Here is a 13,889-nt window from a genome sequence, read left to right on the forward strand (position 1 = left end):
ATAAAGCAAAAATGTCCGCTTTTTATGAAAAAATAAAAGGAAAATTTAAAAAAGATGCGGAAATTCATCCGCACCTTTTTATGATCCTTTTGCGATATAGCGACTGAGTGAGCCCGCAAAGCTTTGAAGATTGAGACTTTGAACATAGATTTCCCCAGTGCCTCGGAAGGTGTTTACAACTCCCTCTCCCGTTCCGATCGACTGCCAGAAACCATTTTCTAGATGGATATTATAATCCAAAGACTGGCTCCAAGCTACGACATGGGCATTGTCAATGGTCACTTCTTGGTTATTCAGTTCAATTTTCTTAATCGAACCAAAGGCATTGGCCAAGAGAGTACCCTGACCTTGAGTCGTCATGACGAAGAGGCCGCCTTGACCGCCAAATATCGCCTTGCCAACAGATTGGCGTTCCATCGTATAGTAAGCTGTACCATCCAGAGCCAGAAAGGCACCGTCATTGAGCCGGTACTGCTTTTCTCCCAGATAAAGGGGAATAACTTGGCCGGGAACTTCTGGTGCTAAAGCTAGGAAACCATTGTCAGACTGGGCGACAGCTTGGGTGATGAAGGTACTTTCACCCGACACCATGGAACGACCGACTGCCTTGACAAAGCGGCCCAAACCTGAACCGTTGGCATTGAGCTGAGTGTTCAAGGTCACATTAGGGGTGTGATAGACCATACTGCCACGCTGGATAAAGACCGTCTCTCCTTGATTGAGGTAGAGGTCAACGAGTGGAAATTGCATGTTGCTATCCATGGAAAATTGCATAAGAGTTCCCTCCTTGTTTTTTAAGAAAATTATAGCAATAATAAAATATTTTTGCAATCTAAAACAAAGAAATCATCAAGCAAAGACTTTTTTCAAGACTTCTCCAATTGTTGTCACACCGATGACTTGGATATTGTCTGGCACTTTGAGGCCGTTCAGAGAGTTTTTGGGAGCATAAATCTTGGTAAAACCTAGTTTTGCCGCTTCGTTGATGCGCTGCTCGATGCGGTTGACCCGACGGATTTCACCAGTCAGGCCAATTTCACCGATAAAGCATTCTTGGGGATTGGTCGGCAAATCCTTGTAGCTGGAAGCAATGGCTACCGCCACCGCCAAATCAATCGCTGGCTCATCTAGCTTGACACCACCAGCTGATTTGAGGTAGGCATCCTGATTTTGCAGGAGGAGTCCCGCCCGTTTTTCCAGAACTGCCATGATGAGGCTGGCTCGGTTAAAGTCCAGTCCAGTCGTGGTTCGCTTGGCATTACCGAACATGGTCGGTGTCACCAAAGCCTGCACCTCTGCTAAAATCGGCCGCGTTCCTTCCATGGTCACGACAATGGATGAGCCTGTCGCGCCGTCCAGACGCTCTTCCAGAAAGACTTGGCTTGGATTGAGTACCTCGACTAGTCCGCCAGACTGCATTTCGAAGATACCAATCTCATTGGTTGAGCCAAAGCGGTTCTTGACTGCTCTCAAGATACGGAAAGTGTGCTGGCGTTCGCCCTCAAAATAAAGTACGGTGTCCACCATGTGCTCCAATGTTCGAGGACCAGCTAAGGTTCCTTCCTTGGTCATGTGACCAACGATAAAGGTCGCAATATTATTGGTCTTGGCCAGCTGCATGAGCTCAGCTGTCACCTCACGCACTTGAGAAACAGAGCCTTGAACACTGGAAATTTCCGGCGACATCACCGTCTGTATAGAGTCGATAATCAGAAAATCTGGCTTGATTTTCTCAATCTCCGTGCGGATGTTTTGCATATTGGTCTCGGCGTAGAGATAAAATTCACTGTCAATATCACCGAGACGCTCCGCCCGCAGCTTAATCTGCTCAGCTGATTCCTCCCCACTGACATATAGGACGGTGCCCTGGTGGGAAAGCTGGGTGGATACTTGCAGAAGCAGGGTGGACTTCCCGATACCGGGATCTCCGCCAATCAGAACCAGACTGCCCGGCACTACGCCACCACCCAGCACACGATTGAATTCGTCCATTTCTGTCTTGGTCCGATTGACATCAATCGAAGTGACCTCAGCCAGCTTCATGGGCCGAGTCTTTTCACCTGTCAAGGAAACACGGGCATGCTTGACTTCTGCGGCCTCCACTTCCTCAACAAAAGAAGACCAAGAGCCGCAGTTGGGACAGCGACCTAGGTATTTGGGCGAATGGTATTCACAATTTTGACAGACAAAGGTCGTCTTTTTCTTAGCGATGATAAACCTCTTTCTATATCTCTATCTCACATTCAATCACTTGGCAAAAATCAATTTGCTCATTTGGCACAAACTGACGGATCAGCATGCGATGGGCTACAAGGGCTACTGTCTGGTAATCTCGATACTTTGCCATACAGTCTACAAAACGAGCCTTCATCTCCTCAGCCGTCTCATACTGAATAGGACTACTGGGGAGCAAGGCACCATTATTTTCTAAAAACAGGCTTCGAGCTTTTTCAAAGTTCCCTCTTCCCGTTTGATAAACCCGCCATTCGTGTAGCAAAGGCTCCACTCTCAAAGGAAGGCCAGTGGCACAAGCCACATAAGATGCCGTTTCTAAAGCTCGCGTCATTGCAGAAGACACCAGCAAATCAGCTGAAGGCAGTAAAGGATGCTGGCAAAGTTCCTGAGCCTGCCGTCTTCCCTGCTCAGATAAAGGCGCCAAATCCAGACCAAAGCCAGTATAAGAACGCTCCTCTAACTCATGGTAATCAGGCTCACCATGGCGCACAAAGATCACTTTCATCTCAATGCCCAGTAGAGCCAAATCCGCCTATCCGCACACCGTCGGCTTCATCCCCATCCGCCATCAAAAATGGTGCGAAAACAGCCTGCACAATGCGGTCACCCACTTCCAGTACAACCTCTTGGTCTGTGATGTTCTGCATCTGAGCAAAGATATGCCCTTCGTTCCCAGGGTTGCCATAATAATCGCCGTCAATAACCCCAACGGAGTTAATCAAAACTAAACCTTTTTTACGAGGATTGGACGAGCGGTCGTAAAGATAAAGCACCTCGCCCGGCTGCATATAGGCCTTGACACCCGTCGGAACCAGCTTAATCTCCCCCGGCGCAATGATGGTGCGCTCTGCTACTTTCAAGTCATAGCCCGCTGCGTGAGCCGTCTCTCTCTTGGGTAATAAATCTTCATTTGGAAAGCTGGAAACCAGCTCGAATCCGCGAATTTTCATACATTTCTCTTTTCTATTTTTACTGTCCCTATTATACTAAATTCGCAAAAAACAAGCAAAAAAACCGCCGATTGGGCGGTTCTCCTTAGTATAAACCTTTGACGACCTCTCCATCCTCTAGGTAGGTAAACTGCTCCGTCAAATCTGACGTAAAAACCTGATACATTTCCTGAAAGCTCACGGCCAGCGAGTAGCAGTCAAGGTCTTTGCGGTCAATCCAGAATACCTCGCCTTCTTCGGATGAGACCAGTTCTCCCTCAAAACGATTGGTCTTGTAAAGAAAAACGATATAGCGCTCATCTTTTTCAGTGTAAAACTGCTTGACACCACACAAGCGAGGCTCATAGATCGTCAGCCCCGTTTCTTCCTTGATTTCCCGTATCACTGATTTGACAAAGGACTCACGATGTTCAACATGGCCACCTGGAAAGCAGAGGCCCGTCCAATCATCATTTACTTTATTTTGCACTAAAATGCGGTCCCCATCGTAAACCATACACATATTTGTTAAAATAACTCGTTCTGCTCTTGACATCTCTGCTCCTCCATCTACCGACCGATTCGCTCGGCCCGCTGTGACTCATTATAACATAAAAGTGATTAAATTGATGAAAATCCAGATTTCTCAGCCCTTCCAGCAAAAAAACCGCCGATTGGGCGGTTCTTATAGGGAGATTATTATGAAAAAGAAAAGTTTTAGGATTTCATCAAATAAAGTTAGGAGGTCTTCATTTGATGGTTATATTATATAAAGCTTATCTTAAAATTAGCTAAAAATAATTTCAGTTTTTATAATTCCTGCAAAAGATATTGAAATAGCTCTAAATTACCCTTTTCTTCGTTGATCAAAAACTCTGGATGCCACTGAAGGCCGATGATACGACTGCCATCCACAGCCTCAATCGCTTCGATGGTATTATCCCTTGGGTCAAAGGCGGTTGCTCGGAAATTAGGCGCCAAGTCCTTGATGCTTTGGCGATGGACAGAATTAATCTGGCTGGCTTGACCAAATAACCGCTCCACAACACTGCCTTTCTCTGTACGAATGGAGTGCGAAGTCCCAAATGGTTGCCCCTGCCAATGATTGTCAATCTGCTGATTGAGCGTACCACCAAAAGCAACATTGACCAACTGCAGACCACGGCAGATAGCCAAGACTGGCTTACCCTGACGAATAGCCTCCTTTAAGAGTGCTAGCTCAAACTCATCCCGAGCCAGATTGTAATCATCGCTATCAATGGCCTTTTCCTCTCCGTAAAACTGCGGATGAACATTTTGACCACCTGATAGAATGAGCTTATCAATGGTTTCTATATAGTCCTTGACCAGACTTTTATCCCCAACAGGAATCACCATGGGCAGACCGCCGACCAGCTTGATGCTTTCGGCAAATTTGCAAGATACAGATGAATGAATGTTTTTGCCCGCCTGATCCACTGGACAAAGATTAGCTGACACTCCAACAATTGTTCTGCACATAGATGATCCCCCCTTAACTTGATATAGAATATCTTACCATTCCACTTCTCAGCCGTCCAATAGTATTTTTTAAAGCTGGCCATAAAAATTTTTTATGTCAAGAACAGTTTTCCACAAAAAGGGATATCGTAGCGACAGATAAGAAAAAATCAGCAGAAGTCCGCTGATTTCATTTTTCTAATTCAAGCATGACACTGACTGCGGTCAAGGCATAGAGCGGAGCAGTTTCAGCCCGCAGGATACGTGGTCCTAAACCAGCGGAGACAGCACCAGCTTGGCCAAAGGCTGCTATTTCATCTGGCGATAGACCACCCTCCGGTCCGAAGATAAAGAGCACTTTTGCGCCGGCTGCCAAGCCTGATAGTGCCCGGACTAGAGCTGCAGATTCTCCTTCTTTGGCCGATTCTTCATAGGCTACGATGATGCGGTCAAAGTCTGCCAAGGCTGCCAGAAAATCTGCCTTTTTATCAAAGAGCCGAACCTCTGGAATCAGATTGCGCTTGCTCTGCTCTGCTGCCCCCTGAGCAATTTTCTCTAGCTTTTCACTCTTTTTGGCTAGCTTTTTGCCATCCCACTTGGCCACCGACCAGTCAGCTGGAAAGGCCCAGATAGCACTGGTTCCGAGTTCCGTTGCCTTTTGAGTGATAAACTCTAATTTATCGCCCTTAGGAAAGCCTGAAGCAATGGTCACTTGAACCGGCAGCTCGGTATTGTCTGCTAGCTCTTCCAAGATTTCCAAGCTCTGCTGACTGGGGTCCAACACCTGAGTCAGCCGTTTCAGGCCATCATCAAAGACCAGTGTGACTTGGTCACCCTCCTTGAGCCGCATGACTGAAAACATATGTTTGGCCGTGTCCTTATCCGTGACCACCAGAGGAGACTGAGGACTTCCTTTTATAAAATACTGCTGCATCTAACCACCTATCACGCCTGAAATGTCCTGCGTTTTCTTAAAGACACAGGCATTCCATTCGCCCTGAATCATATGTGTTTCCAGGAAAAATCCTGCTGCTTCCGCTGACTCGCGCACCATTTCCCACTTCTCAGAAATAATCCCACTCATAATCAGATAGCCCTCATCCTTGACCAGACGGTAGGCATCCTCTGTCAGATGGATGAGAATATCAGCCAAAATATTAGCAACAATGACATCCGCCTCGATTTCTACACCTCGAAGAAGATCCCCCGGCGCCACATGGATATTCTCCATACCGGGATTGAGCTCAATATTTTCCTGCGCCACGCGCACCGCCACCTCGTCTAAATCATAGGCGTAGATGTCCTTAGCGCTTAAGAGAGAGCTGGCAATAGAGAGAACGCCACTACCTGTACCTACATCTAACACCGTTTCTCCGCCACGCAGGACCTGCTCCAGCGCAAAGAGGCTCATCTTGGTCGTCGGGTGAGTACCCGTACCAAAGGCCATGCCAGGATCCAGCTTGATAATCTTCTCACCAGCTGTCGCCTCATAGTCCGTCCAAGACGGCACAATGGTCAAGTCATGGGTGATCCGAGCTGGCTCAAAGTATTTCTTCCAGTTGTCCGCCCAATCTTCCTCAGCCAGTTCCTGCCGAGTCAGCTGAATATCGCCCGTCTCCAAGCCAAAGCCATCCAGCTCAGCCAAACGCTCATTGGCCTGGGCCGCAATGGCCTCTATATCCACCGAATCCGGGTAGTAGCCGGTAATCCTGACCCGCTCGCTCTGCTCAACTTCTGGAAAAAGCTCACCGTACTGGTCAACCTGCCCCAGATAGTCTGCGCTGTCATCGATAGCCACACCCTGACTGCCCAGCTCAATCAGAATATTAGAGGCTGCTTCCTCCGCCTCTCGCTTCACTTCAATCGTTAATTCCTGCCATTTGTCCATGTTTAAAATACCAAGCCCGTAAAACATAAAGCCAAAATAGGAAATTCTCTGACGACGCTTGCGTCTATGAGAACTTTATCTTTTTGCCACAGTCTTTAGGGCGGGTTCAGTTTAGAAATTTAACTGAACAATCCTTTCTTTGTTTATTTCATTGTCTTCGTCATGTAAACCATATCCATGCCCTCTTTTTCGGGCTCCGTATGGGTCTGATGATAGCCGTTTTTCTCATAAAAAGCGACCATGCCTTTATCTTGGAAAACCGTACACAAATCCCATTTCATAACGGTGGAGAATGTCTCCTCAATCAGACCAAGCCCCTCAGAGCCATATCCTTTATTCTGGTGCTCTGGCAAAATCGCCACTGTCCCAATCCAGCCTGCTGTCTGTTCATCATTTGTATTCAAGCGGATAAAACCGATAAGCTTATCGGCATCTTTGACAAAATAATAAAAACTATTGAGCCGCTCAACCAGTTTCCAGCGAATACGCTCACGCTCCTCCAGATAGGGGTCGTATTGATCCTGATATTTCTCATAAACAGCCTTAAAACTCGCTCGCTGAATGGCAATAATGGTCTCTAAATCCTCAGCTCTTGCCCGCTCAATATAAATCATGATCGCACCTCCAAATAATCTCTCAACCTGTCCTGCAGCTGCGGAATAACCTTTTCATCTGCTAAAAACTGGCTCACATCCATCATCTGATAAGTCTGGCCCTCATCGCCAAAGGCAATACTGGCAAAATCTTCCTGAGTGAGGGTTCCCACCATAAAAATAGAAGTTTCTTCTGGATCAAGCATTCCTTGATATTCCTTAGCCCAGACAATGGCAGCTTCTTCAAGCTTCAAACCAAGCTCTTCGAAAACTTCTCTTTGGACACATTCAAAAGGAGCCTCCTCACCCTCGCGGCCACCGCCCGGCAACTCCCACATATTTGGCCAAGGAATGGATGAAATATCATCTCGCAAGATAGTCAGTAGCTTATCATCACAGAGCAAGGCAATCTTGCAGCCAGAAAATTCCATCTGTTTGTGCAGCAAATCTAGTCCTTCTGCATCCGCCATCAGCGCCTCCTAATATCTCGGATAAGGATAAAAGTCTGTCTCAGTCAAGTCCGCTCTGCCATTTTCAAAAGCCTCAGCATTCCAAGCTATCTCAAACTCTGCTGCCTCTGGATCTGCTAAGAAGTCCATGAGTGCATCGAGGCCAGACTCAGCTGTTTGGGTTAGGAAGTCCACGAAATAAGCTAGAAACTCCCGCGACAGCCCCTTCTTAGGCTCATAGGGCAGGGCAACCAGATAGTCCTCGGCCTCAAAACAAGACTTGGTCGGATTATAGAAAAGCACAGCTTCCTCAAAGTAAATATCCTCAGCCGAGGCATTGCCTTCAGCATCAACCGTCTCAATCCCACCTGGATTTTGCACCTCAAGGAGAAAGGCCACTTCCACTGCATGATTCTTCTTGTCCCAGTTTATCTCATAGTCAAAAGGAAAGCTCTTTTCCATTTCCTCGTCCAATATCTCCAAAAAACCGTACTTAGCCATGATTTCCTCTTTTCATTGTGATAAAATATTACTATCTATAATAGTAACACAAAACGCTAAGAAAAACACTTGCAGAAAGGAAATCTTATGCCAGAAAACCTCGCCCTACGCATGCGACCGACCAGCATTGATCAAATCATCGGCCAGCAGCATCTGGTCGGACCTGGGAAAATCATCCGTCGCATGGTTGAAGCCAACCGCCTGTCCTCGATGATTCTCTACGGGCCACCCGGCATTGGCAAAACCTCTATCGCCTCGGCTATCGCCGGCACAACTAAATATGCTTTCCGGACCTTTAATGCCACCGTAGATAGCAAGAAGCGCCTGCAAGAAATCGCCGAGGAAGCGAAATTTTCCGGCGGACTGGTGCTCCTGCTAGACGAGATTCACCGTCTGGACAAGACCAAGCAAGATTTCCTGCTGCCACTACTAGAAAGCGGGCTAGTCATCATGATTGGGGCGACGACGGAAAATCCTTTCTTTTCTGTCACTCCTGCCATCCGAAGCCGGGTTCAGATATTTGAGCTTGAGCCCCTCAGCAACGACGACATCCGGACAGCCATTCAGCTAGCCTTGACGGATAAGGAACGAGGATTTGATTTTTCAGTAGAGCTAGACGATGAGGCTCTGGATTTCATTGCTATCTCTACCAACGGAGACCTACGCTCCGCCTATAATTCGCTGGATCTAGCCGTGCTTTCTACCCCAGAAGATGGCAAGGGCATCCGTCACATCACGCTCGATGTCATGGAAAACAGCCTGCAAAAGAGCTATATCACCATGGATAAGGACGGGGACAGCCATTACGATGTCCTCTCTGCCCTGCAGAAGTCCATCCGTGGCTCTGATGTCAATGCTAGCCTCCACTACGCAGCTCGGCTCGTTGAGGCAGGAGACCTCCCTAGCCTAGCTAGACGCTTGACCGTTATCGCTTACGAGGATATTGGCTTGGCAAATCCTGACGCCCAAGTCCATACCGTTACAGCTCTAGAAGCTGCCCAACGGATCGGCTTTCCTGAAGCTCGTATCCTTATTGCCAATATTGTCATTGATTTGGCACTTTCCCCAAAGTCCAATTCAGCCTATGTGGCCATGGACAAGGCCTTGGCTGACCTAAAGAAGAATGGGAACTTGCCCATTCCCCGCCACTTACGCGACGGCCACTATGCCGGCAGCAAGGAACTGGGCAACGCACAGGACTATCTCTACCCTCACTCCTATCCTGGCAATTGGGTCAAGCAGGACTATCTGCCCGACAAGATAAAAGATGCCGATTATTTCACCCCTAACGAGAATGGCAAATACGAGCGGGCCCTTGGAATGACCAAGGATAAGATTGATGACTTTAAAAAATGATGGCATCGTTTGCAAAAAATCACATTTTTCTCTTGAATTTTTCAAAATTTATGGTATTATAATTATAGAAACGCTGTGGTGTACGACTTCACACTTAAGTGTTGACCGACTATTTTTTGTATTATTAGGGAAACAAAAGACTTCTAACAGCGTGCAAGCCGTGTCACGCGGAAGCAGCTTCAGTTAGAGCGAGTTGCCCACCTGCTTAATTGCGCGGGTTCAATACAAATCGTGAAGGTCCGGCACCAATACAGCTTTTTCTCTTGCCTCCTTAGCTCAGTTGGTAGAGCAGTAGACTCTTAATCTATGGGTCGCAGGTTCGAGCCCTGCAGGGGGCATAGAAAGTATGACTAAAAAGCCTTGGAATCCAAGGCTTTTTCTCTCGTCTCAAGAGCATTTGCCCCGTCACTTGCCCCACATTTTTTATGAGTAATCTATCCCGACTCCTCTGATGTAATTAAATTCTCCCTAATCTAATGGAACCTGCAAGTCGAACATCTGTTCCAATTCACTTATCATGGACTAGCGTTTGGCAAACCACAGAAGACCACCTCAAGGGTGGTCTTTTGTCTAAGAAAACTATTTCTCATCAACACAATTATAGCAGAATATATAACTATAGAATAATCGTTTTTCAACAAGTCTTATTAATGAATTACATAATTCTGGGATAATGCGTGAAGGAATGCAGAAAGGTCAAATACGATTTTTCTTAAAAAATTTGCAACTTTAAGCTTGACATGGAACGCGTTCCAGAATTTATAATGGTTTCAGAAGAAAGAGAGGTACATTTTATGAATATCAAACGTATTTTTTGTGACATGGATGGTACATTGTTAAATAGTGAAGGACGAGTGACTAACAACAATGCTGCCTTAATACGTGAAGCAGGGATTCCCATAACTTTAGTATCTGCTAGAGCACCAATGGAAATGAAGGATGCCATAGATGCCCTTCAATTAAAAGGTACCCAAGTTGCGTTTAACGGAGGATTAATTTATACAATAGGCGATCATAATCAAGTCCTACCTATTCGTTCACAAACCATTAAAAAAAGCACAGTAAAGCAGTTGCTGAGAGGAATACGGCTGCATTTCCCTCAAGTTAGTTTATCTTATTACGATCTTAATAACTGGTATTGTGATAAAATAGATGAAGGAATCCTATACGAACATAGTTTAACTCAACAAACACCAACGTTTATTCATAATGAAGATCAGTTTTTAGAAGGCCAAATAAATACTTTTAAGATTATGATGATTACTTTCGATGAAGCAAATATGCTAGAATTACAAAAATATCTTCAAAGTTTGGACTTACAAGAAATCACTATTCAACGTTCAGGTAAGGCATATCTTGAAATTACACATGTCTTAGCCAAAAAATCTAAAGGAATTGCTTACGTCCTTCGAAAAGAGCAGTTGGCTAAAGAAGAAACGGCTGCATTTGGAGACGGACATAATGATTTGCCGATGCTTGAAATGGTAGGTTACCCTATTGTTATGGATAATGCCTTTGATGACATCAAAGTGATAGCCTATAAAATAACGAAGTCTAATGATGAAGATGGCGTAGGATATGGGATTCAAAAATATTTAAAGTAGGACTCTTATAATGACGAGTATTAGTGATATAGCTAAAAAGGCAGGTGTTGCTAAATCGACAGTTTCCCGTGTGATCAATCATCATCCACATGTCTCTGATGAGACACGACAAAAAGTAATGGATCTTATCACTGAATTGGATTATATGCCAAACCAACTAGCGCGAGATCTCAGTCGAGGCAAAACACAAAAAATAGGTGTCGTCATTCCACACACGCGCCACCCGTATTTTACACAATTAATAAATGGTCTCCTAGATGCTGCTAAAGCTACCGACTATCAGCTTGTTATGATGCCTTCAGATTACAACCAAGAATTAGAACTATCCTACCTGAAGCAACTCAAAATGGAAGCTATTGACGCTTTAATCTTCACTTCAAGAGCCATTAGTCTTGATATGATTGAAACCTATGCAAAATATGGACGCATAGTGGTTTGTGAAAAATTACAGGAATCTAATCTCCTATCCTCTGCTTACCTTGACCGCTACTCTTCATTTGTAGATGCTTTTTCTGCTATGAAAGCACGAGATTTAGAACACTTAGTTTTGTTATTTTCAAGAGATAATGAATCATCTGCCACCTATCAATCTGCACTATTAGCTTATCACCATGTTTATGGTCAACTATCGACTCCACATACGGTATTTGGGAATATCCACGACTTCAATGATGGACTAAATTTATCTTATCAATTGGTAAAAGATGCTCATATCGATGGTGTATTAGCTACAAGTGATGAAGTTGCTGCAGGGCTCATAAAAGGATATGAAGAAAGTAAGAAAAAATGTCCCTATATTATTGGTCAGGAACATTTATTAGTTGGGCAACTGTTGAAACTCCCAACCATAGACCACAAATCCTATTCTTTAGGAAAATTAGCTTTTAAACAAGCTTTATCTGAAACAATTAGTCAAGAAGTTTTGATCTCAGAATTTTTACCTCAAGGCGATTAGCCATTGAAAATAATAGAAAAAGTTTCCAACTATACGAAATTGGAAACTTTTTTAGTTAACGATGCATCATTTTAAGTAGTTACTATTTGCCCCATTTTAAAATAATCAGATTTAAAATCATTCCAAGCATCTTCTAAAAATCATTTATATTTCAACATTGTTGATTACTTTCAATATGAAAAGGCTTCAAACCATTGTTTTGGATCAATAGTTTGAAGTCTTTTTTGCTTTATTGATTTCAAAAAAGTTGTACTTTCTTCGATATGTCTTACATCATGCCCCCCATCATGCTTGGATCCATAGCTGGTGCTGCTGGCGCAGGTTCTGGCTTGTTGGCCACAACAGCTTCTGTTGTCAAAATCAAGCTAGCAACTGAAGCGGCATTTTGCAGGGCTGAACGCGTTACCTTGACTGGGTCAATAATTCCAGCCTCAATCATGTTCACCCATTCGCCGGTCGCTGCATTGAATCCTGTACCTGCTTCAGAGTTTTTCAGGCGGTCAATGATGATAGAGCCTTCAAAACCAGCATTCAAAGCGATTTGACGGACAGGCTCTTCCAAGGCACGGAGGACGATGTTACGACCAGTCGCTTCATCACCTGTTAAGTCAAGGGCAGCTACTGCATCCAATACGCTAACAAAGGCTGTACCACCACCTGACACGATTCCTTCTTCTACTGCGGCACGAGTCGCATTAAGAGCGTCTTCAATGCGGAGTTTCATTTCTTTGAGCTCGGTTTCGGTTGCAGCACCGACCTTGATCACCGCCACACCACCTGACAATTTAGCCAGACGTTCTTGCAGTTTTTCCTTATCAAACTCAGAAGTTGTACTTTCGATTTGAGATTTGATAACAGCCACACGATTGGCAATGGCTTCAGGATTACCAGAGCCTTCCACAATCACAGTGCTGTCCTTGTCAACAGTGACTTTAGAAGCTTGTCCAAGCGCTTCAATCGTCGCATCTTTGAGCTCCAGACCAAGATCTTCTGTAATCACTGTACCACCAGTCAAAATGGCAATGTCTTCCAACATAGCCTTACGACGGTCACCAAAACCTGGTGCTTTAACAGCCACTACATTAAAGGTACCACGAATCTTGTTAAGAACCAGTGTTGGCAGAGCTTCACCATCCACATCATCCGCAATAATCAAGAGCGGACGGTTGGTTTTCAAAATACTTTCCAACAATGGCAGGATCTCTTGAATGTTAGAAATTTTCTTGTCTGTAATCAAGATATACGGGTTGTCCAAATCAGCTACCATTTTTTCACTATCCGTCACCATGTATTGAGACAGGTAGCCACGGTCAAACTGCATTCCTTCTACGACATCCAGCTCTGTTTCCATCCCTTTGGACTCTTCGATAGTGATAACGCCATCGTTGCCAACTTTTTCCATAGCTTCAGAAATGTACTCGCCGACTTTCTCGCTACGAGAAGAAACAGCAGCAACCTGAGCAATTGCTTCTTTGTTAGAAACTGGAATCGCAGTTTCTTTCAGCGCGCTGACAGCAGTCGCAACTGCTGCTTCAATCCCGCGGCGGATACCGATTGGGTTAGCACCAGCTGTAACATTTTTAATTCCTTCACGAACGATAGCTTGGGTCAATACAGTAGCAGTCGTTGTTCCGTCACCTGCGATATCATTGGTTTTTGAAGCAACTTCTGACACTAGCTTAGCACCCATATTTTCAAAATGGTCTTCCAGTTCGATTTCCTTGGCAATGGTCACACCGTCATTGGTGATAAGGGGTGAGCCAAAAGATTTTTCCAAAACGACATTGCGACCCTTAGGGCCCAAGGTTACCTTGACAGTATCTGCTAGAATATCCACACCACGAACCATTGCACTACGTGCATCTGATGAAAATTTAATATCTTTTGCCATTTTTAAACC

The 13,889-nt window shown here is 45.0% G+C and carries 15 protein-coding genes and 1 tRNA gene; 4 read left to right on the forward strand and 12 right to left on the reverse strand.

All coding sequences use genetic code 11. The features are described 5' to 3' along the window. Window positions 1-78 precede the first annotated feature (78 nt). From D8797_RS01700 to D8797_RS01760, 11 genes are all read right to left on the reverse strand, one after another. Window positions 79-774 (reverse strand): TIGR00266 family protein, encoded by a 696-nt coding sequence (locus tag D8797_RS01700; RefSeq protein ID WP_125379011.1) that lies wholly within the window; start codon window positions 772-774, stop codon window positions 79-81. Window positions 775-849: 75 nt separating this feature from the next. Beyond that, a complete protein-coding gene (gene radA / locus D8797_RS01705; protein WP_125379012.1) occupies window positions 850-2,214 on the reverse strand; it encodes a DNA repair protein RadA in 1,365 nt (454 codons plus the stop codon). A 10-nt stretch (window positions 2,215-2,224) separates the two neighbouring features. Further along, the gene (locus D8797_RS01710) at window positions 2,225-2,740 is read right to left on the reverse strand and encodes a histidine phosphatase family protein (RefSeq protein ID WP_125379013.1); all 516 of its coding nucleotides are present in this window, start codon (window positions 2,738-2,740) and stop codon (window positions 2,225-2,227) included. Between the two features lies 1 nt (window position 2,741). Next, entirely contained in the window at window positions 2,742-3,185 is a 444-nt protein-coding gene (locus D8797_RS01715) for a dUTP diphosphatase (RefSeq protein WP_125379014.1), read from the reverse strand. A gap of 85 nt (window positions 3,186-3,270) precedes the next feature. Then, window positions 3,271-3,720 carry an 8-oxo-dGTP diphosphatase gene (locus D8797_RS01725; RefSeq protein WP_125379015.1) on the reverse strand — a complete coding sequence of 150 codons (450 nt, stop codon included), beginning with the start codon at window positions 3,718-3,720 and terminating at the stop codon, window positions 3,271-3,273. A gap of 254 nt (window positions 3,721-3,974) precedes the next feature. Further along, window positions 3,975-4,664, reverse strand: coding sequence for a gamma-glutamyl-gamma-aminobutyrate hydrolase family protein (locus tag D8797_RS01735; RefSeq protein ID WP_005591601.1), 690 nt, complete (start codon window positions 4,662-4,664; stop codon window positions 3,975-3,977). Between the two features lie 169 nt (window positions 4,665-4,833). Continuing rightward, window positions 4,834-5,577, reverse strand: a complete 744-nt coding sequence (locus tag D8797_RS01740) for a 16S rRNA (uracil(1498)-N(3))-methyltransferase (protein ID WP_125379016.1) — start codon at window positions 5,575-5,577, stop codon at window positions 4,834-4,836. After that, on the reverse strand, window positions 5,578-6,531 hold the full coding sequence (gene prmA / locus D8797_RS01745; RefSeq protein ID WP_125379017.1) for a 50S ribosomal protein L11 methyltransferase: 954 nt from the start codon (window positions 6,529-6,531) through the stop codon (window positions 5,578-5,580). 143 nt (window positions 6,532-6,674) lie between these two features. Beyond that, a complete protein-coding gene (locus D8797_RS01750) occupies window positions 6,675-7,145 on the reverse strand; it encodes a GNAT family N-acetyltransferase (protein ID WP_125379018.1) in 471 nt (156 codons plus the stop codon). Beyond that, entirely contained in the window at window positions 7,142-7,594 is a 453-nt protein-coding gene (locus D8797_RS01755) for an NUDIX hydrolase (RefSeq protein ID WP_125379019.1), read from the reverse strand. Before D8797_RS01755 ends, D8797_RS01750 begins: the two co-directional genes overlap by 4 nt. A 9-nt stretch (window positions 7,595-7,603) precedes the next feature. Further along, on the reverse strand, window positions 7,604-8,074 hold the full coding sequence (locus D8797_RS01760) for a DUF3013 family protein (protein ID WP_125379020.1): 471 nt from the start codon (window positions 8,072-8,074) through the stop codon (window positions 7,604-7,606). Window positions 8,075-8,161: 87 nt separating this feature from the next. Between D8797_RS01760 and D8797_RS01765 the strand changes: the two genes are divergently transcribed. From D8797_RS01765 to D8797_RS01785, 4 genes are all read left to right on the forward strand, one after another. After that, complete coding sequence (locus D8797_RS01765; RefSeq protein ID WP_125379021.1) at window positions 8,162-9,430, forward strand: replication-associated recombination protein A; 1,269 nt, start codon at window positions 8,162-8,164, stop codon at window positions 9,428-9,430. A gap of 265 nt (window positions 9,431-9,695) precedes the next feature. Next, a tRNA-Lys gene (locus tag D8797_RS01775) sits at window positions 9,696-9,768 on the forward strand. Between the two features lie 456 nt (window positions 9,769-10,224). Next, the gene (locus tag D8797_RS01780) at window positions 10,225-11,034 is read left to right on the forward strand and encodes a Cof-type HAD-IIB family hydrolase (protein ID WP_125379022.1); all 810 of its coding nucleotides are present in this window, start codon (window positions 10,225-10,227) and stop codon (window positions 11,032-11,034) included. A 10-nt stretch (window positions 11,035-11,044) separates the two neighbouring features. Next, entirely contained in the window at window positions 11,045-11,989 is a 945-nt protein-coding gene (locus D8797_RS01785) for a LacI family DNA-binding transcriptional regulator (protein WP_125379023.1), read from the forward strand. A 268-nt stretch (window positions 11,990-12,257) separates the two neighbouring features. Here D8797_RS01785 and groL read toward each other — a convergent pair whose 3' ends face one another. After that, complete coding sequence (groL, locus tag D8797_RS01790; protein WP_062123359.1) at window positions 12,258-13,880, reverse strand: chaperonin GroEL; 1,623 nt, start codon at window positions 13,878-13,880, stop codon at window positions 12,258-12,260. Window positions 13,881-13,889: the final 9 nt, after the last annotated feature.

The organism is Streptococcus cristatus, assembly GCF_003944225.1.
GTDB classification, from domain to species: Bacteria; Bacillota; Bacilli; order Lactobacillales; family Streptococcaceae; genus Streptococcus; species Streptococcus cristatus_K.

Excerpts from the sequence above, each read along its gene's own strand:
- D8797_RS01700 (WP_125379011.1), bottom strand. The coding sequence starts at position 774 with ATGCAATTTTCCATGGATAGCAACATGCAATTTCCACTCGTTGACCTC.
- D8797_RS01710 (WP_125379013.1), bottom strand. The coding sequence starts at position 2,740 with ATGAAAGTGATCTTTGTGCGCCATGGTGAGCCTGATTACCATGAGTTA.
- D8797_RS01715 (WP_125379014.1), bottom strand. The coding sequence starts at position 3,185 with ATGAAAATTCGCGGATTCGAGCTGGTTTCCAGCTTTCCAAATGAAGAT.
- D8797_RS01725 (WP_125379015.1), bottom strand. The coding sequence starts at position 3,720 with ATGTCAAGAGCAGAACGAGTTATTTTAACAAATATGTGTATGGTTTAC.
- D8797_RS01735 (WP_005591601.1), bottom strand. The coding sequence starts at position 4,664 with ATGTGCAGAACAATTGTTGGAGTGTCAGCTAATCTTTGTCCAGTGGAT.
- D8797_RS01740 (WP_125379016.1), bottom strand. The coding sequence starts at position 5,577 with ATGCAGCAGTATTTTATAAAAGGAAGTCCTCAGTCTCCTCTGGTGGTC.
- prmA (WP_125379017.1), bottom strand. The coding sequence starts at position 6,531 with ATGGACAAATGGCAGGAATTAACGATTGAAGTGAAGCGAGAGGCGGAG.
- D8797_RS01750 (WP_125379018.1), bottom strand. The coding sequence starts at position 7,145 with ATGATTTATATTGAGCGGGCAAGAGCTGAGGATTTAGAGACCATTATT.
- D8797_RS01755 (WP_125379019.1), bottom strand. The coding sequence starts at position 7,594 with ATGGCGGATGCAGAAGGACTAGATTTGCTGCACAAACAGATGGAATTT.
- D8797_RS01760 (WP_125379020.1), bottom strand. The coding sequence starts at position 8,074 with ATGGCTAAGTACGGTTTTTTGGAGATATTGGACGAGGAAATGGAAAAG.
- D8797_RS01765 (WP_125379021.1), top strand. The coding sequence starts at position 8,162 with ATGCCAGAAAACCTCGCCCTACGCATGCGACCGACCAGCATTGATCAA.
- D8797_RS01780 (WP_125379022.1), top strand. The coding sequence starts at position 10,225 with ATGAATATCAAACGTATTTTTTGTGACATGGATGGTACATTGTTAAAT.
- D8797_RS01785 (WP_125379023.1), top strand. The coding sequence starts at position 11,045 with ATGACGAGTATTAGTGATATAGCTAAAAAGGCAGGTGTTGCTAAATCG.
- groL (WP_062123359.1), bottom strand. The coding sequence starts at position 13,880 with ATGGCAAAAGATATTAAATTTTCATCAGATGCACGTAGTGCAATGGTT.